Source organism: Streptomyces sp. NPDC107559 (assembly GCF_055657365.1).
In genome coordinates, this window is the sequence record NZ_JBVKBD010000024.1 from 17376 (window position 1) to 40896 (window position 23521).

At 70.4% G+C, this 23521-nt stretch carries 24 protein-coding genes; 20 read left to right on the forward strand and 4 right to left on the reverse strand.

The annotated features are described in order from the left end of the window. The first annotated feature begins 65 nt into the window (after positions 1–65). The 11 genes from ACZ7OY_RS39610 to ACZ7OY_RS39660 all read left to right on the forward strand — a co-directional run bounded on the left by ACZ7OY_RS39610 (position 66) and on the right by ACZ7OY_RS39660 (position 10165). Positions 66–1469, forward strand: a complete 1404-nt coding sequence (locus tag ACZ7OY_RS39610; protein WP_472250415.1) for an MraY family glycosyltransferase — start codon at positions 66–68, stop codon at positions 1467–1469. A gap of 302 nt (positions 1470–1771) precedes the next feature. Continuing rightward, the gene (locus tag ACZ7OY_RS39615) at positions 1772–2218 is read left to right on the forward strand and encodes a hypothetical protein (protein WP_351602824.1); all 447 of its coding nucleotides are present in this window, start codon (positions 1772–1774) and stop codon (positions 2216–2218) included. 210 nt (positions 2219–2428) lie between these two features. Next, the gene (atpB, locus tag ACZ7OY_RS39620) at positions 2429–3268 is read left to right on the forward strand and encodes a F0F1 ATP synthase subunit A (RefSeq protein WP_472250416.1); all 840 of its coding nucleotides are present in this window, start codon (positions 2429–2431) and stop codon (positions 3266–3268) included. 71 nt (positions 3269–3339) lie between these two features. Further along, on the forward strand, positions 3340–3570 hold the full coding sequence (gene atpE / locus ACZ7OY_RS39625) for an ATP synthase F0 subunit C (protein WP_006381669.1): 231 nt from the start codon (positions 3340–3342) through the stop codon (positions 3568–3570). Positions 3571–3612: 42 nt separating this feature from the next. After that, entirely contained in the window at positions 3613–4161 is a 549-nt protein-coding gene (locus ACZ7OY_RS39630) for a F0F1 ATP synthase subunit B (RefSeq protein ID WP_351602828.1), read from the forward strand. Further along, a complete protein-coding gene (locus tag ACZ7OY_RS39635) occupies positions 4158–4979 on the forward strand; it encodes a F0F1 ATP synthase subunit delta (RefSeq protein ID WP_472250417.1) in 822 nt (273 codons plus the stop codon). Before ACZ7OY_RS39630 ends, ACZ7OY_RS39635 begins: the two co-directional genes overlap by 4 nt. A gap of 142 nt (positions 4980–5121) precedes the next feature. Further along, complete coding sequence (gene atpA, locus ACZ7OY_RS39640) at positions 5122–6714, forward strand: F0F1 ATP synthase subunit alpha (RefSeq protein WP_385526716.1); 1593 nt, start codon at positions 5122–5124, stop codon at positions 6712–6714. A gap of 21 nt (positions 6715–6735) precedes the next feature. Next, entirely contained in the window at positions 6736–7653 is a 918-nt protein-coding gene (locus tag ACZ7OY_RS39645; RefSeq protein ID WP_351602832.1) for a F0F1 ATP synthase subunit gamma, read from the forward strand. Further along, positions 7653–9089 carry a F0F1 ATP synthase subunit beta gene (atpD, locus tag ACZ7OY_RS39650; protein ID WP_472250418.1) on the forward strand — a complete coding sequence of 479 codons (1437 nt, stop codon included), beginning with the start codon at positions 7653–7655 and terminating at the stop codon, positions 9087–9089. Before ACZ7OY_RS39645 ends, atpD begins: the two co-directional genes overlap by 1 nt. A 112-nt stretch (positions 9090–9201) precedes the next feature. Beyond that, positions 9202–9576 carry a F0F1 ATP synthase subunit epsilon gene (locus ACZ7OY_RS39655; RefSeq protein ID WP_351602836.1) on the forward strand — a complete coding sequence of 125 codons (375 nt, stop codon included), beginning with the start codon at positions 9202–9204 and terminating at the stop codon, positions 9574–9576. Positions 9577–9718: 142 nt separating this feature from the next. Beyond that, positions 9719–10165 (forward strand): DUF2550 domain-containing protein, encoded by a 447-nt coding sequence (locus ACZ7OY_RS39660; RefSeq protein ID WP_384726727.1) that lies wholly within the window; start codon positions 9719–9721, stop codon positions 10163–10165. Positions 10166–10249: 84 nt separating this feature from the next. On the opposite strand, the gene ACZ7OY_RS39665 is transcribed toward ACZ7OY_RS39660, so the two are convergent. Further along, on the reverse strand, positions 10250–12076 hold the full coding sequence (locus ACZ7OY_RS39665) for a glycosyl hydrolase family 18 protein (RefSeq protein WP_472250419.1): 1827 nt from the start codon (positions 12074–12076) through the stop codon (positions 10250–10252). Between the two features lie 239 nt (positions 12077–12315). Here ACZ7OY_RS39665 and ACZ7OY_RS39670 point away from each other — a divergent pair, with 239 nt between their 5' ends. Genes ACZ7OY_RS39670 through ACZ7OY_RS39685 form a run of 4 tightly spaced genes read left to right on the forward strand, consistent with a single transcriptional unit; the run spans position 12316 to position 15117 of the window. Next, on the forward strand, positions 12316–13011 hold the full coding sequence (locus ACZ7OY_RS39670) for a response regulator transcription factor (protein WP_384726731.1): 696 nt from the start codon (positions 12316–12318) through the stop codon (positions 13009–13011). Beyond that, the gene (locus ACZ7OY_RS39675) at positions 13008–14471 is read left to right on the forward strand and encodes a sensor histidine kinase (protein WP_472250420.1); all 1464 of its coding nucleotides are present in this window, start codon (positions 13008–13010) and stop codon (positions 14469–14471) included. Before ACZ7OY_RS39670 ends, ACZ7OY_RS39675 begins: the two co-directional genes overlap by 4 nt. A gap of 50 nt (positions 14472–14521) precedes the next feature. Next, a complete protein-coding gene (locus tag ACZ7OY_RS39680; RefSeq protein WP_472250421.1) occupies positions 14522–14917 on the forward strand; it encodes a hypothetical protein in 396 nt (131 codons plus the stop codon). Then, a complete protein-coding gene (locus ACZ7OY_RS39685) occupies positions 14917–15117 on the forward strand; it encodes a hypothetical protein (protein WP_472250422.1) in 201 nt (66 codons plus the stop codon). Before ACZ7OY_RS39680 ends, ACZ7OY_RS39685 begins: the two co-directional genes overlap by 1 nt. A 26-nt stretch (positions 15118–15143) precedes the next feature. On the opposite strand, the gene ACZ7OY_RS39690 is transcribed toward ACZ7OY_RS39685, so the two are convergent. Then, the gene (locus tag ACZ7OY_RS39690) at positions 15144–15716 is read right to left on the reverse strand and encodes a cob(I)yrinic acid a,c-diamide adenosyltransferase (protein WP_472250423.1); all 573 of its coding nucleotides are present in this window, start codon (positions 15714–15716) and stop codon (positions 15144–15146) included. A 393-nt stretch (positions 15717–16109) separates the two neighbouring features. Between ACZ7OY_RS39690 and ACZ7OY_RS39695 the strand changes: the two genes are divergently transcribed. The 3 genes from ACZ7OY_RS39695 (at position 16110) to ACZ7OY_RS39705 (ending at position 20403) form a co-directional block, all read left to right on the forward strand. Further along, positions 16110–16958, forward strand: a complete 849-nt coding sequence (locus tag ACZ7OY_RS39695; RefSeq protein WP_472250424.1) for a 3-hydroxyacyl-CoA dehydrogenase family protein — start codon at positions 16110–16112, stop codon at positions 16956–16958. A 170-nt stretch (positions 16959–17128) separates the two neighbouring features. Then, positions 17129–17452 (forward strand): STAS domain-containing protein, encoded by a 324-nt coding sequence (locus ACZ7OY_RS39700; RefSeq protein ID WP_152892817.1) that lies wholly within the window; start codon positions 17129–17131, stop codon positions 17450–17452. Positions 17453–17889: 437 nt separating this feature from the next. Continuing rightward, positions 17890–20403: an ATP-binding protein gene (locus tag ACZ7OY_RS39705; protein WP_472250425.1), complete on the forward strand. Its 2514-nt coding sequence runs from the start codon at positions 17890–17892 to the stop codon at positions 20401–20403. Between the two features lie 102 nt (positions 20404–20505). Here the strand turns inward: ACZ7OY_RS39705 and nucS are convergent, their stop codons facing one another. Then, positions 20506–21177, reverse strand: a complete 672-nt coding sequence (nucS, locus tag ACZ7OY_RS39710; RefSeq protein WP_351619964.1) for an endonuclease NucS — start codon at positions 21175–21177, stop codon at positions 20506–20508. Between the two features lie 252 nt (positions 21178–21429). Between nucS and ACZ7OY_RS39715 the strand changes: the two genes are divergently transcribed. Next, positions 21430–21822, forward strand: coding sequence for an SCO5389 family protein (locus ACZ7OY_RS39715; RefSeq protein ID WP_152890897.1), 393 nt, complete (start codon positions 21430–21432; stop codon positions 21820–21822). Positions 21823–21906: 84 nt separating this feature from the next. Here ACZ7OY_RS39715 and ACZ7OY_RS39720 read toward each other — a convergent pair whose 3' ends face one another. Further along, the gene (locus ACZ7OY_RS39720; RefSeq protein WP_472250426.1) at positions 21907–22935 is read right to left on the reverse strand and encodes an LLM class flavin-dependent oxidoreductase; all 1029 of its coding nucleotides are present in this window, start codon (positions 22933–22935) and stop codon (positions 21907–21909) included. Between the two features lie 221 nt (positions 22936–23156). On the opposite strand from ACZ7OY_RS39720, the gene ACZ7OY_RS39725 reads away from it, so the two are divergent. Beyond that, a complete protein-coding gene (locus ACZ7OY_RS39725) occupies positions 23157–23486 on the forward strand; it encodes an ATP/GTP-binding protein (protein ID WP_472250427.1) in 330 nt (109 codons plus the stop codon). Positions 23487–23521 lie beyond the last annotated feature (35 nt).

Below are 23521 nucleotides of genomic sequence, written 5' to 3' on the forward strand. Positions count from 1 at the left end.
CAACCATATGCGTCCCTCGCTAGGGTGTGGGGCTGAGATGGCCTGCGAGACCTGTGGGGAAGCCCGTGCGTGAATACCTGCTGACGCTCTGCATCACGGCCGCCGTGACGTATCTGCTGACAGGGCCGGTACGTAAGTTCGCGATCGTGGCCGGAGCGATGCCGGAGATCCGGGCACGTGATGTGCACCGGGAGCCCACTCCGCGGCTCGGCGGGATCGCGATGTTCTTCGGCCTGTGCGCCGGACTGCTGGTCGCGGACCACCTCACCAACCTCAACGAGGTCTTCGAGAAGTCGAACGAGCCGCGCGCGCTGCTCTCCGGAGCCGCGCTGATCTGGCTGATCGGCGTCCTGGACGACAAGTTCGAGATCGACGCCCTGATCAAGCTGGGCGGCCAGATGATCGCCGCCGGTGTGATGGTCATGCAGGGTCTGACGATCCTGTGGCTGCCGGTGCCGGGCGTCGGCACCGTGGCGCTGACCCAGTGGCAGGGCACCCTGCTGACCGTGGCGCTGGTCGTCATCACGATCAACGCGGTCAACTTCGTGGACGGTCTCGACGGTCTGGCCGCCGGCATGGTGTGCATCGCGGCGGCCGCGTTCTTCATGTACGCCTACCGGATCTGGTACTCGTACGGCATCGAGGCGGCCGCTCCGGCCACGCTGTTCGCGGCGATCCTGATGGGCATGTGCCTGGGCTTCCTGCCGCACAACGCGCATCCCGCGCGGATCTTCATGGGCGACTCGGGTTCGATGCTGATCGGCCTGGTGCTGGCGGCCGGCGCGATCTCCGTGACCGGGCAGGTCGACCCGGACGTGATGAAGCTGTTCTCCGGGTCCGAGCGCAGCGCCGTGCACCAGATGGTGCCGGTCTACATCCCGCTGCTGATGCCGCTGACGATCATCGCCATCCCGGCCGCGGACCTGGTTCTGGCGATCGTGCGGCGCACCTGGCGCGGCCAGTCGCCGTTCGCGGCGGACCGCGGGCATCTGCACCACCGGCTGCTGGAGATCGGGCACTCGCACAGCCGCGCGGTGCTGATCATGTACTTCTGGTCCGCGCTGATCTCCTTCGGCGCGCTCGCCTACTCCGTGAACGCGGCGTCCATGTGGATCGTGCTCGGCGTGGTCTTCTTCTGCGCACTGGGCCTGGTGCTGCTTCTGCTGCCGCGGTTCGCGCCGCGCGCCCCGCGCTGGGCCGAGGCGTTCGTGCCGCCGCGCTACCGGCGCCGCAAGGCCCGTGCCTCGGCCGGTGCGCAGGAGGCGGCCGGTGCGGCCCACGAGGAGCGGGCGGCGGACGCCGAGGCCGTTCCGGCCGAGCACGTGCCCGCCGAGGCCGCGTCCGCCGAGGACCTGCCTGCCGAGGACGTGCCCGGGGACGAGGAACTGGCTCCGGTCGCGGCCGGGATGCACGGGGCGTCAGGGGTCAACGGGGCGACCGCCATCGGCGCTCGCGCACGCGTGCGTTGACATCACAAGGTAAGAATCTGACTAGAGCATTGCCAAGTCGTGGGGGAGCAAAGCACCCCAATACCAGACACATTGGCCGTGTTTTTGCACAGACGCGCAGCGTCAGTCTCATGTGTGACAGCAAGCACACCTACCAGGTAAAGACCTCATCAAATAGTTTGTGATACGGTTCACGAGAACCCGGGATGGAGCCGAAGGACCGTAATGCGACGGTCCCTTGGCGCGAGGTCACCAACACTCGACCCGGGACTACGCTCGTCCATGACGACACCCCTGCCCCCCTTGAAAGCGGAGTTGCCGCCATGCCGTCCAACGACGTCCGGATCCTGGCCCAGGCTGCTGTGCCCACGGCTGCCGTCGGCGCGATCGCCGCCGTCGTCAGCGGCGTGGTCGCGGGCGGCAAGGGTGCGGTCGGGGCGATCGTCGCGACGCTGATCGTGATCCTCTTCATGGGAATCGGGCTCTACGTACTGCAGCGCACCGCCAGATCGCTTCCGCACCTGTTCCAGGCAATGGGTCTGATGCTCTACGCGGCGCAGATCCTGCTGCTGTTCATCTTCGTCGCGGCCTTCAAGCACACGACGCTGTTCAACCCCCGGGCCTTCGCGCTCACGCTCGTCGCCGGCACTCTCACGTGGATCGCCGCGCAGACGCGTGCTCACATGAAGTCCAAGATTCTCTACGTCGAACCCGATTCGACCACCTCTTCGAAGGGTGACGGGCCCGAAAAGCCGGGTCACCAGTCGTGAGGGGTAGGGCCGGGATAAAGCCGCACGAGAGATCCTGCTATCGTCCGGTGCCAACTGCGGCATCGCGGGCGCGGGCATCCGAGCTGACGCCTGTTCGATCGCGAGGCGAGATGCCCCTCAGCCGCCCCCACATCCGTTACACCAGTCCCGTGCCGAACCGCGGCCCCGTGCCGCGCCGACACAACGAGGTTGCCGTACCTATGCGCCACGATGAAGGAGCCCGCGGTGAGTGCTGACCCGATGCAGACGCTCGCTTTCGACACGAGCTGTCACCTGTTCGGTGACGACGGGTGCGGCTTCCCGGCTCCGGGCCTGCACTCGTTCATGTTCGAGCCGCTCTGGGGCGACACCGACGGCCTGTACTTCAACAAGCCGATGCTGCTGGCACTGCTCGGTTCCATCATCGTGGTGGGCTTCTTCTGGGCGGCTTTCGCCAAGCCGAAGCTCGTCCCGGGCAAGCTCCAGATGGTCGCCGAGGCCGGCTACGACTTCGTCCGGACCGGCATCGTCTACCAGACGATCGGCAAGCGTGAGGGCGAGAAGTACGTACCGCTCGCCGTCTCGCTGTTCTTCTTCATCTGGATGATGAACCTCTGGTCGATCATTCCGGTCGCCTCCTTCCCGGTGACCTCGATCATCGCCTACCCGGCGGTGCTCGCCCTGATCGTCTACGTCACCTGGGTCTCGCTGACGTTCAAGCGCCACGGTTTCGTCGGCTTCTTCAAGAACGTCACCGGCTACGACAAGTCGCTCGGTGCGGTGCTGCCGCTGTCGATGACCATCGAGTTCTTCTCGAACCTGCTGGTCCGCCCGTTCACGCACGCCGTCCGACTGTTCGCGAACATGTTCGCCGGTCACACCCTGCTGCTGCTCTTCACGATCGCCAGCTGGTACATGCTGAACGGCATCGGCATCGCGTACTCGGCCGTCTCGTTCGTGATGGTCATCGTGATGACCGCCTTCGAGCTCTTCATCCAGGCTGTCCAGGCGTACGTCTTCGTCCTCCTGACCTGCACCTTCATCCAGGGCGCGCTCGCCGAGCAGCACTGAGTCGCTCCCTCACCCATGAGACATCCGGTGGCCAACCCCCACCGGTCACTGAAAGAGAAGGAAGAACCGGCATGTCCGCTCTCCAGACCCTCGCTGCGGTTGAAGGCAACCTCGGCTCCATCGGTTACGGCCTCGCCGCGATCGGCCCGGGCGTCGGCGTCGGCATCATCTTCGGTAACGGCACCCAGGCCCTCGCCCGCCAGCCCGAGGCGGCCGGTCTGATCCGCGCCAACCAGATCCTCGGCTTCGCTTTCTGTGAGGCGCTGGCCCTCATCGGCCTCGTCATGCCGTTCGTCTACTAAGACGAACGACAGCGACAGCCCCATTCGACGAAAGGCACTGATGTGAACCCCCTGGTTCAGCTGGCGGCCGAGGCGGAGAAGGAGAACCCCCTCATTCCGCCGTGGCCGGAGCTCGTCATCGGCCTGATCGCCTTCGTCATCGTCTTCGGCTTCCTCGCCAAGAAGCTTCTTCCGACCATCAACAAGGTCCTGGAAGAGCGTCGCGAGGCCATCGAGGGCGGTATCGAGAAGGCCGAGGCCGCACAGACCGAGGCCCAGAGCGTCCTTGAGCAGTACAAGGCCCAGCTCGCCGAGGCCCGCCACGAGGCCGCGCGGCTGCGCCAGGAGGCGCAGGAGCAGGGCGCCACGCTCATCGCAGAGATGCGCGCGGAAGGCCAGCGGCAGCGCGAGGAGATCGTCGCCGCCGGTCACTCGCAGATCGAGGCCGACCGCAAGGCCGCCGCGTCCGCGCTGCGGCAGGACGTCGGCAAGCTCGCCACCGACCTGGCCGGCAAGCTGGTCGGTGAGTCCCTCGAGGACCACGCCCGCCAGAGCCGTGTGATCGACCGCTTCCTCGACGAGCTCGAGGAGAAGGCCGAGGCGGCTCGATGACAGCACACGGAGCGAGCCGCGAGGCGTTCGCAGCTGCCCGTGAGCGTCTCGACGCGCTGACGGACTCCACGTCCGTGGACGCGGCCCGGCTCGCCGACGAGCTGGCCGCCGTCACCGCGCTGCTCGACCGCGAGGTGTCGCTGCGTCGGGTCCTCACCGACCCGGCGCAGGCCGGTGAGGCCAAGGCGGAGCTGGTCCAGCGCCTGCTCGCCGGCCAGGTCAGCGGCACCACCGCCGACCTGGTGGCAGGCACGGTGCGCTCGCGCTGGTCGCAGACTCGCGACCTGGTCGACGCGCTGGAGGAGCTGGCGAGCATCGCCGACCTCACCGCCGCGGAGAAGGCGGGCACGCTCGACGACGTCGAGGACGAGCTGTTCCGGTTCGGCCGGATCGTCTCCTCGAACACCGAGCTGCGCGCCGCGCTGACCGACCGCAAGGCCACCGTCACGGCCAAGACCGAGCTGCTGAACCGGCTGCTCGGCGGCCGGGCGAAGGCCACCACCGAGCGTCTGGTGACGCGTCTGGTGACCGCCGCGCGCGGACGTAGCCTGGAGTCGGGACTCGAGTCCCTGTCCACGCTCGCCGCCGAGCGCCGGGACCGCGCCGTCGCCGTCGTCACCTCGGCGGTGCCGCTCAGCGACACGCAGAAGCAGCGCCTGGGCGCCGCCCTCGCGAAGCTCTACGGCCGCAGGATGCACCTCAACCTCGACGTGGACCCCGCGGTCGTCGGCGGGATGCGGGTGCAGGTCGGTGACGAGGTCATCAACGGCTCCGTCGCGGACCGCATCGAGGACGCCGGCCGCCGACTGGCGAGCTAGCACCCCCGCGGCAACTCAATAAGCAGTACGTAAGCAATTACGGCCCTGGTTGGGCCGTGCAGAGGATTCACCTCTTTCAGGGGGGAGTCCCCATCCCCCCAAAGTGAAACTTCGGGCCCAACAAGGAGAGCAGGGAACCCAGATGGCGGAGCTCACGATCCGGCCGGAGGAGATCCGGGACGCGCTGGAGAACTTCGTCCAGTCGTACAAGCCGGACGCGGCCTCGCGCGAGGAGGTCGGTACGGTCACCCTTGCCGGCGACGGCATCGCGAAGGTCGAGGGTCTTCCCTCGGCCATGGCCAACGAACTGCTGAAGTTCGAGGACGGCACCCTCGGCCTCGCGCTCAACCTGGAAGAGCGCGAGATCGGCGCCATCGTCCTCGGTGAGTTCAGCGGCATCGAGGAGGGTCAGCCGGTGCACCGCACCGGTGAGGTGCTCTCCGTGGCCGTCGGCGAGGGATACCTCGGCCGCGTAGTCGACCCGCTCGGCAACCCGATCGACGGCCTCGGCGAGATCGAGACGTCCGGCCGCCGCGCCCTGGAGCTTCAGGCTCCGGGCGTCATGGCCCGTAAGTCGGTGCACGAGCCGATGGAGACCGGCTACAAGGCCGTCGACGCGATGACCCCGGTCGGCCGCGGCCAGCGTCAGCTGATCATCGGTGACCGCCAGACCGGCAAGACCGCCCTGGCCGTCGACACGATCATCAACCAGCGCGACAACTGGCGCTCGGGCGACCCGAAGAAGCAGGTCCGCTGCGTCTACGTCGCCATCGGCCAGAAGGGCTCGACCATCGCCTCCGTGCGTGGCGCCCTCGAAGAGGCCGGCGCGCTGGAGTACACGACCATCGTCGCCGCCCCGGCGTCCGACCCGGCCGGCTTCAAGTACCTGGCGCCGTACACCGGTTCGGCCATCGGTCAGCAGTGGATGTACGAGGGCAAGCACGTCCTCATCATCTTCGACGACCTCTCGAAGCAGGCCGACGCCTACCGCGCCGTGTCCCTGCTGCTGCGTCGCCCGCCGGGCCGCGAGGCCTACCCCGGTGACGTCTTCTACCTGCACTCCCGTCTGCTGGAGCGCTGCGCGAAGCTCTCCGACGAGCTGGGCGCCGGTTCGATGACGGGTCTGCCGATCGTCGAGACGAAGGCCAACGACGTCTCTGCGTTCATCCCGACCAACGTCATCTCCATCACCGACGGCCAGTGCTTCCTGGAGTCGGACCTGTTCAACGCCGGTCAGCGCCCCGCGCTGAACGTCGGTATCTCCGTCTCCCGAGTCGGTGGTTCCGCGCAGCACAAGGCGATGAAGCAGGTCTCCGGCCGTCTGCGCCTCGACCTGGCCCAGTACCGCGAGCTGGAGGCGTTCGCCGCCTTCGGTTCCGACCTGGACGCCGCGTCGAAGTCGCAGCTGGAGCGCGGTCAGCGTCTGGTCGAGCTGCTCAAGCAGGCTCAGTACCAGCCGATGCCGACCGAGGACCAGGTCGTCTCCGTGTGGGCCGGCACCACCGGCAAGATGGACGACGTCCCGGTCTCCGACATCCGCCGCTTCGAGAAGGAGCTGCTGGAGTACCTGCACCGCAAGGAGCAGGGCCTCATGACCTCCATCAAGGAGGGCGGCAAGATGTCGGACGACACGCTCACCGCCGTCGCGGACGCGATCGCGGCCTTCAAGAAGCAGTTCGAGACCTCCGACGGCAAGCTGCTCGGCGAGGACGCTCCGGCCGCTGCCGCCAAGTGACGTAAGGAAGGGACCTGACTCATGGGAGCCCAGCTCCGGGTCTACAAGCGTCGCATCCGATCCGTCACCGCGACCAAGAAGATCACGAAGGCGATGGAGATGATCGCCGCCTCGCGTGTCGTCAAGGCACAGCGCAAGGTGGCGGCCTCCACGCCGTACGCGACCGAGCTCACCCGCGCGGTCACGGCGGTCGGTACCGGCTCGAACACGAAGCACCCGCTGACCACGCAGGCCGAGACGGTCGTGCGGTCCGCGGTGCTGCTCCTGACGAGCGACCGCGGTCTCGCAGGCGCGTTCAACTCCAACGCCATCAAGGCCGCGGAGAAGCTGACCGCGCGCCTGGAGGCCGAGGGCAAGCAGGTCGACACGTACATCGTCGGCCGGCGCGGTCTGGCCCACTACAACTTCCGCGAGCGCAAGGTCGTGGAGTCGTGGTCGGGCTTCACCGACGAGCCCTCCTACGCGGACGCCAAGAAGGTCGCGGCTCCGCTGATCGAGGCCATCGAGAAGGACACGGCCGACGGCGGCGTGGATGAACTCCACATCGTCTTCACCGAGTTCGTGTCGATGATGACGCAGACGGCGCTCGACGACCGTCTGCTCCCGCTCAGCCTCGAAGAGGTCGCGCAGGAGGCGGCGCCGCAGGGCGAGATCCTTCCGCTCTACGACTTCGAGCCCTCGGCGGAGGACGTCCTCGACGCCCTGCTGCCGCGCTACGTCGAGAGCCGTATCTACAACGCGCTGCTCCAGTCGGCTGCTTCCAAGCACGCCGCCACGCGCCGCGCGATGAAGTCGGCGACCGACAACGCGGGCGAGCTGATCAACACGCTCTCCCGTCTTGCCAACGCGGCCCGCCAGGCCGAAATCACCCAGGAAATCAGCGAGATCGTCGGTGGCGCCAGCGCCCTTGCCGACGCGACCGCGGGGAGTGACAAGTAATGACGACGACTTCTGAGACGGCCGTTGCCACGGGCCGCGTCGCCCGGGTCATCGGCCCGGTCGTCGACGTGGAGTTCCCCGTCGACGCGATGCCGGAGATCTACAACGCCCTGCACGTCGAGGTCGCAGACCCGGCGAACGAGGGCGAGAAGAAGACGCTGACCCTGGAGGTCGCCCAGCACTTGGGTGACGGCCTGGTCCGCACCATCTCGATGCAGCCCACCGACGGTCTGGTCCGCCAGGCCCCGGTGACCGACACCGGCACGGGCATCACCGTCCCGGTCGGCGACTTCACCAAGGGCAAGGTGTTCAACACCCTCGGTGAGGTGCTGAACGTCGACGAGAAGTACGACGGCGAGCGCTGGTCCATCCACCGCAAGGCCCCGAACTTCGACGAGCTCGAGTCGAAGACCGAGATGTTCGAGACCGGCGTCAAGGTCATCGACCTTCTCACCCCGTACGTCAAGGGTGGAAAGATCGGTCTGTTCGGTGGTGCCGGCGTCGGCAAGACGGTGCTCATCCAGGAGATGATCTACCGCGTCGCCAACAACCACGACGGTGTCTCCGTGTTCGCCGGTGTCGGTGAGCGCACCCGTGAGGGCAACGACCTCATCGAGGAGATGGCGGACTCGGGCGTCATCGACAAGACCGCCCTTGTCTTCGGCCAGATGGACGAGCCCCCGGGCACCCGTCTGCGCGTGGCCCTGGCCGGTCTGACCATGGCGGAGTACTTCCGCGATGTGCAGAAGCAGGACGTGCTGTTCTTCATCGACAACATCTTCCGCTTCACGCAGGCCGGTTCCGAGGTCTCGACCCTGCTCGGCCGTATGCCCTCCGCGGTGGGTTACCAGCCGAACCTGGCCGACGAGATGGGTCTCCTCCAGGAGCGCATCACCTCGACCCGTGGTCACTCGATCACCTCGATGCAGGCGATCTACGTCCCCGCGGACGACCTGACCGACCCGGCCCCGGCCACCACGTTCGCCCACCTCGACGCGACGACGGTTCTCTCCCGTCCGATCTCCGAGAAGGGCATCTACCCGGCCGTGGACCCGCTGGACTCCACGTCCCGCATCCTGGACCCGCGCTACATCGCGGCGGACCACTACAACACCGCCATGCGTGTGAAGACGGTCCTCCAGAAGTACAAGGACCTCCAGGACATCATCGCGATCCTCGGTATCGACGAGCTCGGCGAGGAGGACAAGCTCGTCGTCCACCGTGCCCGTCGCGTGGAGCGCTTCCTGTCCCAGAACACCCACGTCGCCAAGCAGTTCACCGGCGTCGACGGGTCGGACGTCCCGCTGGACGAGTCGATCACCGCGTTCAACGCGATCATCGACGGCGAGTACGACCACTTCCCGGAGCAGGCGTTCTTCCTCTGCGGTGGCATTGAGGACCTCAAGGCCAACGCCAAGGAGCTGGGCGTCTCCTGAGCCTCGCGCTCTTGACGAAGGGGGCGGGCGCGTCCCGCCCCCTTCGTCACGCCCACTAGACTTGTAACCAACACCCGGCAGACCCGCCGGGTGGTGACCCGAGGAGCCAACCTTGGCTGCTGAGCTGCACGTCGCGTTGGTCGCGGCCGACCGAGAGGTCTGGACCGGCGAGGCGACCCTGGTCGTCGCGCGCACCACGTCCGGCGACATCGGCGTCATGCCCGGTCACCAGCCGCTGCTCGGTGTGCTGGAGTCGGGCCCGGTGACCATCCGTACGCGTGAGGGGGGAACGGTCGTCGCTGCGGTGCACGGCGGTTTCATCTCGTTCGCGGACAACAAGCTGTCGCTGCTGGCCGAGATCGCCGAGCTGTCGGACGAGATCGACGTCCAGCGCGTGGAGCGTGAGCTGGAGCGCGCGAAGGCGGAGGGCGACGCCCACGCCGAGCGCCGTGCGGACGTACGACTGCGCGCGGCGGCAGCGCGCTAGCAGGCGCGCTGTGCAATGACGTCCCTCAGCCGCGGCTGGGACCGGAGCGATCCGGTGCCGGTCGCGGCTGAGGCAGATCTGGATGTTTTTTCCGTTCCGTTATCTATTTACGGTTCTCTAGGAGACGAGGAGGTCGGTGCCGATGGTCCTCGCTCTGACTGTGTGCGCAATCGTCGTCGCCCTGGTGGTGGTGGGGCTGTTCGTCTTCGGACTGCGGCGCAGACTCATCCAGCGCTCGGGCGGCACCTTCGATTGCAGCCTGCGCTGGGACGTTCCCGAGAAGTCCGACACCAGCGGCAAGGGCTGGAGCTACGGCGTCGCCCGCTACAACGGCGACCGCATCGAGTGGTACCGGGTCTTCTCCTACGCCCCCCGCCCGCGTCGCGTCCTGGAGCGCGCGTCGATCGAGGTGGCCGGCCGCCGGCTGCCCGACGGCGAGGAGGAACTGGCGCTGCTGTCCGACTCGGTGATCCTCGCGTGTCTGCACCGCGGCACCCGTCTGGAACTGGCGATGAGCGAGGACGCGCTGACCGGTTTTCTCGCCTGGCTGGAGGCGGCCCCGCCCGGCCAGCGGGTGAACGTCGCCTGAGGCTCGGCTGACGCTCCCCCCATACGACGACGCTCCCCTGGACCAGGTCCAGGGGAGCGTCGGTCTTTCAGCCTCCGAACTGTTCTACGACAGTCCGCTGTTGAGGGCGCTCACCAGCTCACCGTTGCTGGTGTCGCCGCTGAACTCCCAGAAGAAGGCGCCGCCGAGGCCCTGCGACTTGGCCCAGGCCATCTTGGTGCCGATGGTGGCCGGGGTGTCGTAGGACCACCAGTTGTTGCCGCAGAAGGCGTACGCCGTGCCGGCCACGAGACCGGTCGACGGGCAGGACGTCTTGAGCACCTTGTAGTCCTCGATGCCCTGCTCGTAGGTGCCGGCCGCCGGGCCGGTCGCCGTGCCGCCGGGCGCCGCCTGGGTGACGCCGGTCCAGCCGCGGCCGTAGAAGCCGATGCCGACGAGCAGCTTGCTCGCGGGCACGCCCTTCGCCTTGAACTTGGCGATCGCGTCGGCGGTGGTGAAGCCGGGCGTGGGGATGCCGCTGTACGAGGTGAGCGGGGAGTGCGGGGCGGTCGGGCCCTGGGCGTTGAACGCGCCGAAGAAGTCGTACGACATCACGTTGTACCAGTCGACGTACTGCGAGGCGCCCGCGTAGTCGGCGGCGTCGATCTTGCCGCCGGAGGTGCCGTCCGCCGTGGTGGCCGCGGTGACCAGGTTGTTCGAGCCGAACTTGGCGCGCAGGGCCTGCATCAGGTTCTTGTAGGCCGCGGCACCGCTGCTGTCACAGGACAGACCGCAGGCGTTGGGGTACTCCCAGTCGATGTCGATGCCGTCGAAGACGTCGGCCCAGCGCGGGTCCTCGACCAGGTTGTAGCAGGAGTTGGCGAAGGCGGTCGGGTTGGCCGCCGCCTGCGCGAAGCCGCCGGACCAGGTCCAGCCGCCGAAGGACCACAGCACCTTGATGTTGGGGTACTTGGCCTTCAGCTCGCGGAGCTGGTTGAAGTTGCCGCGCAGCGGCTGGTCCCAGGTGTCGGCGACGCCGCTGACCGACTGGTCGGCGGTGAAGGCCTTGTCGTAGTCGGCGTAGGAGTCGCCGATCGCGCACTGGCCGTTGGTGACGTTGCCGAAGGCGTAGTTGATGTGTGTGATCTTGGCGGCCGAGCCCGACGTCACCAGGTTCTTGACGTTGTAGTTGCGGCCGTAGATGCCCCACTCGGTGAAGTAGCCGAGGCGGACCTTGTTGCCGGTGGGCGGGGGAGTGGTGGTGCCCCCGGTGGTGTGCACCGAGACGGCGCCGCTGGCCGGACCGGTCTGGTCGGCGGTGTCGCGGGCCTGGACGGTGTACGAGTAGTCGGTGCCGGCGGTGAGACCGGTGTCGGTGTACGACGTCGTGGTCACCGTCGCGACCTTGGTGCCGCCGCGCAGGACGTCGTAGTTCTTGACGCCCTTGTCGTCGGTGGCGGCGCTCCAGGAGAGCTGCACCGAGGTGTCGGTGATGCCGGAGGCGGTCGGGGTGCCCGGCGCGCTGGGTGCGCTGTCGCCGGGGACCGTGGTGCCGCCGTCACAGCTGCCGCCGTTGAGCTTGCAGTTGGAGGGCGAGCCGGCTCCGGCGCCGTTGAAGCCGAAGGAGACGGAGGCGCCGGCGGCCAGGGTGCCGTTGTAGGACTTGTTCTTGGCCGTCCAGTGGGTGCCGGAGGACGTGACGTCGGCGTCCCAGGCGGAGGTGACGGACGTGCCGGAGGGGAAGTCCCACTCGATCGTCCAGGAGCTGATGGCCGCGGTGCCGGTGTTCGTGACCGTCCACTTGCCCTCGAAGCCGGTGCCCCAGTCCTGGGTCTTGGCGTAGGTGGCGGTGGCGGTGCTCGCGGCCTGGGCGGGACTCGCCAGGCCGACCAGGCCGGCCAGGGGGAGCAGCAGGGTGGCGAGCCCCGCCGTCGCACGTTGTCTGAAGCGCATTCCGCGCCTCCTCAAGGGGAGTTGGGGGAGGGGGCGTAACTGAGCCTTCACGCCCACGGTGCCCGTGAGAATAGAAAGGTCTGGACCATAGGTCAATAGGTCTGGACCACTATGGCAGTTGGGAAGTGGAGTCCTCAACTCCGGTGGGAGGGTAGTCCGTTGCTCTAACAAGGTCCGGGGCACCCTGCGCGGAACACCGCGCCGCACCCCCGCCGGCCCGGGCGCCGTACGCTGACCGTATGAGCGACAGGGTCCGCCCCGGGGCGGTGCTGGTGGTGGACGACGACCCGGCTATCCGGCGCTCGCTGGAGCGCGGACTGCGGCTGAGCGGCTTCTCCGTGCGGACGGCGGACAGCGGGCGGGCCGCCCTGGACGCCGTCCGCGAGGCGCCGCCCGACGTGCTCGTCCTGGATGTGTCGATGCCCGGCACGAGCGGCATCGAGGTGTGCGCGCGGCTGCGCGCCGACGGCCAGGACCTGCCCGTGCTCATGCTCTCGGCGCTGGACGAGACCGCCGACCGGATAGCCGGGCTCCAGGCGGGCGGGGACGACTACCTGGTGAAGCCGTTCGCCCTCCAGGAGCTGGTGCTGCGCCTGCGGGCGCTGCTGCGGCGCAGACCGCCGGCGGGGGAGGTGCTGCGGGTGGCGGACCTGGTCATCGACCCGGCGGCCCGTACGGCGCTGCGGGACGGGCGGAGCCTGGAACTGACCCGGCGCGAGTTCGAGCTCCTGGAGGTGCTCGCCCGCAACGCCGGACTGGTCCTCACCCGCGACCAGCTCCTGGAGCGGGTCTGGGGCTACGACGTCGACGTCCGCACCGACGCCGTCGACACCTTCGTCAGCTATCTGCGGCGCAAACTGGAGGCCGGCGGGCAGCGGCGACTGGTGCACACCGTGCGCGGGGTGGGCTTCGTGCTGCGGGGCGAGCCGTCGTGAGGCTGTCGACCCGGATCGGGCTCGCGGTCGGGGTGACCGTGCCGCTGCTGGTGCTGGCCTCCGGCTGGCTGCTGCTCCAGCTGGTCTCCCGCGATCTGCACCGCGCCGAGGACGACCATCTGCGGGCCCGTGCCGCCGCCGTGGCGCCGGACGCCCGTGCCCTGCTGCGGGTCTCCGCCGCCGACCGGCCCAAGGCGGCCGACACCCGGGAGCGGCAGCTGTACAGCGCCGTCCTCGACGTCGGCGTACGGGTCGTGGGGTCGGGCGGCACCTTCAGCGGCGGACCGCAGCCGGCCGCCTCGGTCGCGCTGCCGCGCCGGACGCGCGGACCGGTCACCGTGCGGGCGGGCGGCACCAGTTGGCGTGTGCTGGCGGTACCGCTCACCACCGTGCGCGGCTCGGGCACCCTGTGGGTCTTCTCGCCCGACGCCGCCGACCGAGCCCAACTCCGCCTGGTCAGGCGCCGGGTGGCCGTGACGTCACTGCTCGCCGCACCCCTGTCCGGCCTGCTGGCCTGGGGCATCGCCTCCGGCGCGGCCGGTCCGCTGCGGCGCCTGGGCCGTCGTACGGCCGGACTCGACCCGCGGACCAGCACCGCCCGGCTGCCGGACGAACCGACCGGGGTCACCGAGGTCGACGAACTCGCGGCCACCCTGCGCACGGTCCTGGCCCGCTACGACGAACAGGCCGCCCGCACCGCCGAGGCGCTCGACACCGCCCGCTCCTTCTCCGCGGCCGCCTCCCACGAACTGCGCACCCCGCTGATGAGCATGGGCACCAACCTCGACATCCTCACCGGCCACCCCGACCTCCCGGAGCCGGACCGCACCGAGGTGCTGGCCGACCTGCGCGGCGAACACGCCCGGCTGCTGAGCCTGTTGGTGATGCTGCGGGAGCTGGGCCGCGGCGACCTGGTGGAGGCGGAGGCGCTGCGCGACGTGGACGTGACGGAGGCGGCGGACGCCTCGGTGGCCCAGGCCCGGCGGCGGGCTCCCGACGCGATGATCACCCTCGACGCGGCGCCCGGCCTGACGGTCCACGGCTGGGAGCCGGGACTGCGGCTGCTCCTGGACAACCTGCTGGCCAACGCGCTGGCCCACGGACGCGACGCCCAGGGCCGGGCGACCGTGGCGGTCGGGGTGCGGCGCTCCGGGGAGCAGGTCGTGGTCACGGTCGACGACCGCGGACCGGGGGTGCCGCCGCAGGACCGCGCCCGGGTCTTCGAGCGGTTCCGGCGGGGTCCCGCCAGCTCCGGGTCCGGACTCGGTCTGACGCTGGTGGCCCAGCAGACCGCGCTGCACCGGGGAACCGTGAGCGTGACCGAGGGCCCGGCCGGGGCGGGCGCCCGCTTCGAGGTGCGGCTGCCGTCCACCGGCGGGGACCTGCCCGGCCGCCGCGACTGGCTGATCGGCACAGCCGGGGCAAACCGGTCACAGAGTTTCCCCAAAGAGACTTCCTAACCTCCGACGCGTCGGACGGCCACGGCGGCCGTCCGGGAACGGAGGAGGACATGCACGCACGGCGAAGGCACCTGTTCGTGGGGCTCGCCACGGCGGCCCTGCTGGCGGGCGGTACGGCGGCGGCCACCGCCGACAGCACGCCCGCGGCGGCCCCGACGGGCGACGGCGCCCGGGCGCTCTGCAAGCGGCTGCCGAAGATCGAAGACCGGATCGGCCGCGCCCTGACGCGGCTGAACGGGGATGCCGGCACCCGCGGGTCGGTCGCCCGTCTGCAACAGCGCGTGGACAACGCGAAGTCGGCCGGGCACGACGAGATCGCCACCTACCTCCAGGACCGGCTCACCTTCCGCAAGTCCCTTCCGACGATGCTCCAGCAGCGGCAGAAGGACCTGGCAGACGTGAAGACCTGGTGCGAGCAGAACGACAACGGCGCGGGGCGCAAGTGATGCGCCGCACGGCCGTGGCGGCGGCCGCCGCCGCCCTGCTGGCGGTCCTCACGGCGGGCTGCGGCGGGCACGGCGGCACGGCGGAGCGGACGCCCGCCACCCCCTCCGGCTACTCCGAGATGCAGCAGAAGGTGGACGCCGCCGAGTCGGCGCTCACCCAGGCGGACCGGGACGCCGCGCGCGACGACACCGGCCGCTGAGCGGGGCGGGCCGGGGGCGCCGTGGGTCAGCGCTCCCCGCCCGGGACCCAGAGCACGTCCCCGACCGCCCTGTTCGCCGTACGGGCCAGGATGAACAGCAGGTCCGAGAGCCGGTTGAGGTAGGTCGCGGTGAGCGGGTTCATCACCTCGCCGTGCGTCTCCAGGGCCGCCCAGGTCGAGCGCTCGGCCCGGCGTACGACCGTGCACGCCTGGTGCAGCAGCGCCGCGCCCGGGGTGCCCCCCGGCAGGATGAACGACCGCAGCTTCTCCAGCTCCGCGTTGAAGCGGTCGCAGTCCGCCTCCAGCTTGTCGACGTAGGACTGCTCCACCCGCAGCGGCGGGAACTCCGGGTCCGCGACGACCGGGGTCGACAGGTCCGCGCCCACGTCGAACAGGTCGTTCTGGACGCGGCCGAGGACCGTGACGATCTCCTCGTCCAGGGCGCCCAGCGCGATCGCGACGCCGATCACGGCGTTCGCCTCGTTGGCGTCGGCGTACGCCGAGATCCGCGGGTCCGTCTTGGAGACCCGGCTCATGTCGCCGAGGGCGGTGGTGCCCCGGTCGCCGGTCCTGGTGTAGATGCGCGTCAGATTGACCATGGGACCAGCGTAGTTACGCCCCGGCGGCGCGGAACACCCGTGTGCCCACCGTCACGGCGAGGGCCGCGAGGGCGACGGCGGCGAGGACGCCGCGGAGCCGGGTGCCCGGCGCTGCCGGTCCCGTCCGGCCCGGCGACGGCCGCCGGGCGCAATCCGGGCGAAGCGTCACGAGAGCCGCGCGTGCGCCGCGACGGCATCGAGGGGTTTTCGGGCGGTGCGGCGCCCGGCTGCGCCGTCCGGGGCGGGCGTCTGCGCCTGCCGGTGTGATGTCCGTCAGATGAGACGTGACGCGCGTTACTAACCGGTCACACAGCGGCGCGCGAGCGCTAGGGTCCGCCGGAGAGTCAGACATAAACAGCGTGTTAGTCACGGTTGCAGTAGGGGAGTCGCACAGTGGCACGGAAGCTTGCCGTCATCGGAGCCGGCCTCATGGGTTCCGGCATCGCCCAGGTCTCCGCGCAGGCGGGCTGGGACGTCGTCCTGCGTGACGTCACCGACGAGGCGCTCAAGCGTGGCACCGACGGGATCAAGGCGTCGTACGACAAGTTCGTCGCCAAGGGTCGGATGGAGGCGCAGGACGCCGAAGCCGCGCTCGCCCGCATCACCGCGACCACCGACCTGGACGCCGTCGCCGACGCCGACGTCGTCGTCGAGGCCGTCTTCGAGAAGCTGGAGGTCAAGCACGAGATCTTCCGCGCGCTCGACAAGATCGTGCGCGAGGACGCCGTGCTCGCCTCCAACACCTCCGCCATCCCGATCACCAAGATCGCGGCGGTGACCGAGCGCCCCGAGCGGGTCGTCGGGGTGCACTTCTTCTCGCCGGTGCCGATGATGCAGCTCGTCGAGCTCGTCCGCGGCTACAAGACCAGCGACGAAGCCCTCGCCACCGCGCGGGAGTTCGCCGAGTCCGTCGGCAAGACCTGCATCGTCGTCAACCGCGACGTGGCCGGCTTCGTGACCACCCGCCTGATCTCGGCGCTCGTCGTCGAGGCGACCAAGCTCTACGAGTCGGGCGTCGCCTCCGCCGAGGACATCGACCTCGCCTGCAAGCTGGGCTTCGGCCACGCCATGGGCCCGCTGGCCACCGCGGACCTCACCGGCGTCGACATCCTGCTGCACGCCACCGGCAACATCTACACCGAGTGCCAGGACGAGAAGTTCGCGCCGCCGGAGCTGATGCGCCGGATGGTTGACGCCGGTGACATCGGGCGCAAGAGCGGGCAGGGCTTCTACACGTACTGAACGCCACGTACGTATCGGCGCCGAAACCGCACAGACCCCGGGGGGCATCACCCCCGGGGGTGAATTCGGTATCGGTTCGCTTACAGACGGCAACCAGGTGGCTGCTGAAGCAGTCAAAGGTTGCACAGTCATCGTCACGGAGTACGCCACCGCACTCTCGGGGAGCGCATATGTACATCAGGGGCGACCACGCCGAGCTGGTCGTCGGGGGCCGCCTCGACGTCCGCAGCGCGGCGGACGCCCGTACGGTCCTGCACTCGGCCGTCGACGACGGGGTCGGCGATCTCGTGCTCGACCTGTCCGGACTCGACTCCTGGGACGCCACAGGACTCGGAGTGATCATGGGGGTCCACCGGCGGGCCGGCCGCATCGGCCGGCGCCTGGTGCTGCGCGGTGTACCGCCGCAGATGCAGCGCCTGCTGGTGGCCACCCGGCTGCACCGGATCCTGGCGATCGAGGGCGGCATCGGCGTGGAGTCCCTGCCCCGCGTGTGACCTCGCCCCGCGTGTGACCTCGCCCCGGGTGTGACGTCCGGCGCGACGGCGTGCGGATCCGCACGGGCGGACCCGGACCGGTGCGGCGACGCCGGACAGGCCACAGGACGCGTTCGGACCGGTGCGGCGCAGGCGTGCCGACAGGGCGGGCGTGCCGACGAGGGTGGGTGCGGTACGCCGGGGCGGGCGGAGCGGGTCCGGACGGGGGAGACCCGGTCGGCTTCCGGCGAAACGCCTGACGCACGCAATCCTCACGAGAGTGTGACGTCTCGGACGGCGCGGTACCCCGGGCTGTCGGAGATGCTGTGCGAAGGTTTAGGGTTCGGCTGCCCGCTGACCTCGTAACCCTCTAGCGGGCCCGGACCAGAAGCGACGCGCGGTGTGCGGCAAGGCCGGGAGGGGCTTTCGGCACTCGACGCTTGTGAGGGCTTGAACCTATGGACCCGATCGACCGGGAACCCGAGGAGTACGGCCACGACGGTGACAGCCACGCGCCGCGGCCACGCTCGTCCAGGGACCCCCTCACCCCCGACTTCTCGCAGCACAAGCCGACCCTGGCCCGTACGGCCCAGCTGGTCACCGGCGATCTGCTGCTCACCGTCAACCCCGTGGACGGCAGCGAGATCGAGGCCTGCCCGCCCGGCGCCGAGCGCCCCGGCCGGCCCGAGAAGCTCGACGCCGCCGCCCGCGCCGAGGCCGAACGCGCCGCCCAGCCGCCCGTCCCGGCCGGCCCCGCCCAGCCGGAGCTGCCCCTGCTCGGCCGGCAGGACGAGCGCGAACGCCTGGTCAGGCTGCTCGCCCGCGGTCGCTCCGTCCGCCTCACCGGCCCGGCCGGCTCCGGCCGCACCAGCCTTCTCGATGTCGTCGCCGAGGACTGCACGGACCTCGCCCCCGACGGCGTGGTCCGCCTCAACGGCGCCCGCCGCACCGCGAGCGACCTGCTGTACGACCTGTTCCACACCGTGTACGACGCGCCCCTGCACCGCCCGGACCGCGACGAGCTGGCCGGGCACGTCCGGGAGATCGGCGCGGTCGTCGTCCTCGACGACGCGGAGATCGGCGGCGCCGAACTCGACGAACTGCTCGACGCCACCCCCGAGTGCGCCTTCGTGATCGCCGCCACCCCCGAGGTGCCCGCCCCGTCCGCCGAGGCGGCCCTGGAGGAGGTCTTCCTCGGCGGTCTCGACCGCGCGGGCGGTGTCGACCTCATCGAGCGTGCCGTCGGCCGCGTGCTCACGGAGGAGGAGAACAACTGGGCCGGCGACCTCTGGTTCGAGTCCGAGGGCCTGCCGCTGCGCTTCGTCCAGGCGGGCGCCCTGCTGCGCCAGCGCGACCGGCTGCGGGCCGACGTCGGGGCCGTCGACGAGTTCGGCGTCTTCGAGGACGAACTGCCCGACGACGCCGGCTTCGACGCCGAGTCGACCGAGGAGGTGCCACTGCCGTCCCTCGCCGAGGCGGCCGCGCCCGCCCCGCTGCTCGCCTCCCGGCTGAGCACCTCGGCCCGGGCAGCGCTGCGCTTCGCCGTCGCGCTCGGCGGCGAGGTGCCGCACCAGGCGCATCTGCCCGCACTGGTCGGCGACACCCACGCGGACGCCGCGCTCGGCGAGCTCGCGGCCTGCGGGCTGGTCTCCCCGGTCGGCCCCCGCTACCGGCTGGCCGCCGGTGTCCTGACCCAGCTGGAGGCCGCCGGCTACGCCGACGACATCGAGGGCGGCGCCCTGACCGCCGCCCGGCACTACGCCTGGTGGGCCGGCCATCCCTCCGTCACCCCCGGCCGGGTGTGCGCCGAGGCCGACGCCGTGCTCACCGCCCTCGCGGTGCTGGCGCCGACGGTGACCCCGGCCGACGCCGGCGAGGACGGGCCCGGGGCCGAGGAGCACATCGTCGTCCGGCTGGCCCGCGCCGCCGCGCCCGCCTTCGCCGCCGGAGTGCACTGGGGCGCCTGGGAGCAGGCGCTGCGGGTCGGCACCGAGGCCGCCCGGACCGTCGACGACGTCTCCGAACAGGCCTACTTCCAGCATGAGTTGGGGATTCTCGCGCTGTGCTGCGGCGAGTACGACGTGGCCCGTGCCGAGCTGGAGGCGGCCATAGGGCTGCGCGGCGCGACCGCCGACAAGCGCGGCACGGTGGTCGGCCGCCGTGCCCTCGCCCTGGTCGCCGACCGCACGGGCGACGTGCCCGGGCTGCGGGCGACGGCGGGCGAGGAGGTGCCCGACGCGCGCTCCGAGCAGTCCGCCTCCCCGCCCGGCGGGATTCCCACGGTCCGCCGGCCGCTCGCCCTGGACACCACGGCGCTGGTCACCTACCAGCCTGCGGCCGACGGAGGCCACAAGGAGCGCGGCGGTCTGCGGGGGCTGGCCCGGCGCAACCTCGTCGCGGCCGGGGCGGGCGCCCTGCTCGTCGCCGTACTGGGCACGGTCGTGACGCTCGGCGCCACCTCCGACAAGAACGACGCCAACATCCCCTCCGACCGGGTCGGCGTCAGCCCCTCGGCCGACCAGGACCTGGACGACGGCAGCCAGGACGCCGACCAGTCCAAGAGCGACACCGGCAGGACCGGCACCGGCACCGGCGCCCCGTCCGCCACGGCGACCGACCCGGGCCCCGACGGCACCTACGGCACCTCCGACGACCCGACGCCGACGGGCGCGGCGCGGCCCTCCGACGACCCGACCGGGACGAAGGGCGCGGGCGGCGCCTCCAGCTCGCCGACCAAGAAGCCGTCGCACTCGCCCACCTCGAGGCCGACGTCGCCTCGGCCGACGAATTCGTCGACCTCGCCGGCGCCGAACCCGAGCGCCTCGCAGACCACGCCCGCGCCCACCGACAGCCCCACCGCCAGTCCGTCCGCCACGGACACGACCGGCAGCATGGCGTCCGCCAGCGCCTCCATGACCGCCTCGGAGGACGCCGGGTCCGGCGCGCCCAGCGACACGGCACCGGTGATCTGAGGCCGCTCGCGTACGGGAGAGGGCCGGGCCCGCTTCGGCGGACCCGGCCCTCTCCCGTACCTGTGCCCGTGCGGGCCGCGTACCTGTGCCCGTGCGGGCCGCTCAGAACAGCCGCAGCTTGTCGTCCTCGATGCCCCGCAGTGCGTCGTAGTCCAGGATGTGGCAGTCGATGCCGCGGTCGGTCGCCAGCACGCGGGCCTGCGGCTTGATCTCCTGGGCCGCGAAGACACCCCGCACCGGAGCCAGGTGGGGGTCACGGTTGAGCAGTTCCAGATAACGGGTGAGCTGCTCGACACCGTCGATCTCGCCGCGCCGCTTGATCTCGATCGCGACGGTCCCGCCCGCGGCGTCCCGGCACAGGATGTCGACGGGCCCGATGGCGGTCATGTACTCGCGCCGGATCAGCGTGTAGCCCTCGCCGAGGGTGTCGATGCGGTCGGCGAGCAGCTCCTGGAGGTGCGCTTCCACGCCGTCCTTGATCAGGCCGGGATCGACGCCGAGCTCGTGCGAGGAGTCGTGGAGCACTTCCTCCATCGTGATGATGAGCTTCTCGCCCGCCTTGTTGACGACCGTCCACACGCCGGCCTCGTCGCCGCTGCCTTCCTTCAGCGTGCAGGGCGGCGACATCCAGTTCAGGGGCTTGTAGGCCCGGTCGTCGGCGTGGATGGAGACGCTGCCGTCCGCCTTCACCAGAATCAGGCGGGGCGCGGAGGGGAGATGGGCGGTGAGCCGGCCCGCGTAGTCGACGGAACACCGGGCGATGACGAGACGCATGGTCCGCAACGCTACTCGACGGGCGGCGGTACACGCGATTCGCCCAGGATGACCTGGGTTCACGGGTGGCTGATTGTGTGCTTACTGGGAGTTCCCTAAGTGTGCAATCTCCTGGTGTCGCCCCCGGCGGTTGCCTACCGTAGTAAACGGGAGGTCGCGATGCGTACACGCAGCGTGCTCGGTGTTCCGGCGTGCGAACTTCCCTTCCCTGTCCGGCAACCCCTGCGTCTCGGGGGTGCGAGAGGAGAACCCATGTCGCTCGACGTCTCACCGGCCCTACTCGAACAGGCCGAGCGAGGCGAGGTCGACGAAGCAGAATTCGTCGACTGCGTCCGGACCTCCCTGCCCTACGCGTGGGAGATGGTCAGTTCCCTGGTGGCCCAGCTGAAGGTCGACGGCGGCCCGTTCGCCGACAACCAGACGCCCCCGCCGGACGAGCAGGCCCGCGGTCAGCTGTTGCGCGCACTCGCGAGCGACGCGATCCGCGGAGCCCTCCAGCGACACTTCGGTGTGCGTCTGGCCTTTCAGAACTGCCACCGGGTGGCGGTGTTCCCGCTGGACGCCTCGGTCGAGGAGTCGCTGGCCCGTTTCACCTCGGTTCGCAGTCAGGTGTTGAACCAGTCCCCCGAGTTCCGGGACTGCTGACGCAGTGAGCCGCCTGCTTGCCGCTCCGTCCGCGGGAGGTGCAGTCAGTGCCGGAGCGGCAAGCTCCCCGTGCGGCGGGGGTGTTCAGCCGAGGTGCGGGAGCACCTCGGCGCCCAGCCGCCGTACGTTCTCCTCGGTCGCGGCCAGATCGCCGGAGCCCTCGACCAGCAGGGCGAAACGGTCGATTCCGGTCCGCTCGCTGGTCGCCGCGAGCCGGTCGGCGCACAGCCGTGGCGTGCCCACCGGGTGCAGCCCGCAGAGCAGTTCGGTGTACGCCAGCGGGTCCCGCATCTGCCGGGCGCGGCCGTCCACCGTCACATGGGCGTCGAGCCCCTGCTTCAGCCAGCCCGGCATCGCCTTGGTCAGCGCCTCCACCGCGTCCGTGCGCCGGTCCGCGATCTGGCAGACCCCGGCCGAGACATGGGCCGCGTCGTGGACCTCCTGCGCCGGGCGCCCGGCCGCGCGCGCGTGCTGCCGCCACAGTGCCACCATCTCCGCCTTCTCCTCGTCGCCGATGTGCATGCCGAGCAGCATCGGCAGCCCGCGCTCGGCGGCCAGCCGCACGCTCGCCGGCGAGGTGCAGGCGACGACCACCTCGGGGCCCGTGCCGTCCGTCAGGGACTCCGACGGCCGGGGCACCACGGGGACTTCACGGAAGGCGAAGCGCCCGCCGGACGCCCCCACCGAGGGCTCGCGCAGCCAGCGCACCAGCAGATCGAGCGATTCCGGGAACCCGCTCTCGTACGCCTTCAGACCGGCACCGAACACCTCCAGATCCACCCAGGGCCCACCGCGCCCCACGCCCAGCGAGAACCGGCCGCCACTGGTCACGTGCAGCAGCGCGGCCTGCTCGCCGAGGGCCACGGGATGGACGGTTGGCAGTACGCTGACCGCAGTGCCGACCCGGATGCGTCGGGTGCGGCCCAGCAGCAGCGCTGCCAGGGTCACCGCCGACGGACAGGTTCCGTACGGCACGAAGTGGTGCTCGGCCAGCCAGACCGTGTCGAGCCCCGCCTCCTCGGCGACCTCGGCGGAGCGGACCGCGCGGTGCAGCGCCTCTCCCTGGCCCTGTCCGGGGAACTGGGCCGCCAACACGAAACTTCCTACACGCATTGCACTTTCCTGCTTCCTTGGCTCCGACATGGAGCTCCCCCACCCGGCATAACCGTCCGACACATGCCTAGGTCACGGCCTGACGGGGAGATTTGCCGATTGTCTGGAGAATCGGTCCCAGGAGAGGGGGACTTGTGAGGTTTGACGACCTACGCGTACCCCGGTCGGCGGCGCGTAGGCTGGACACGGTCCGTGTTTCCTGTAGAGCCGTGAGGTGTTCCGTGTCCCCGCGTCGCAACCGTCCCAAGGGCTCCGGCTCCGGCCGGAGCGAGGAGGACGACTCCTCCGGCCGCTACGGCGGCTGGCAGTCCACGACCAGCTGGCAGGGCGAGGAGTGGAACGTGCGTCATGTGGCCGGAGCGAGCGCGCAGGGCAAGTCCTACCGTTGCCCGGGCTGCGACCAGAACATCCCAGACGGCGTGCCGCACGTGGTCGCCTGGCCCGAGCACTCGGGCGTGGACGAGCGCCGGCACTGGCACAAGGCGTGCTGGAACGCACGGGACCGCCGCACCACGAGGGTGCAGCGGTCCCGTAACGCGCCCAGATTCTGAGTCCGGCCCGACCGTTGGAGCCGGGCCGGGGCGAA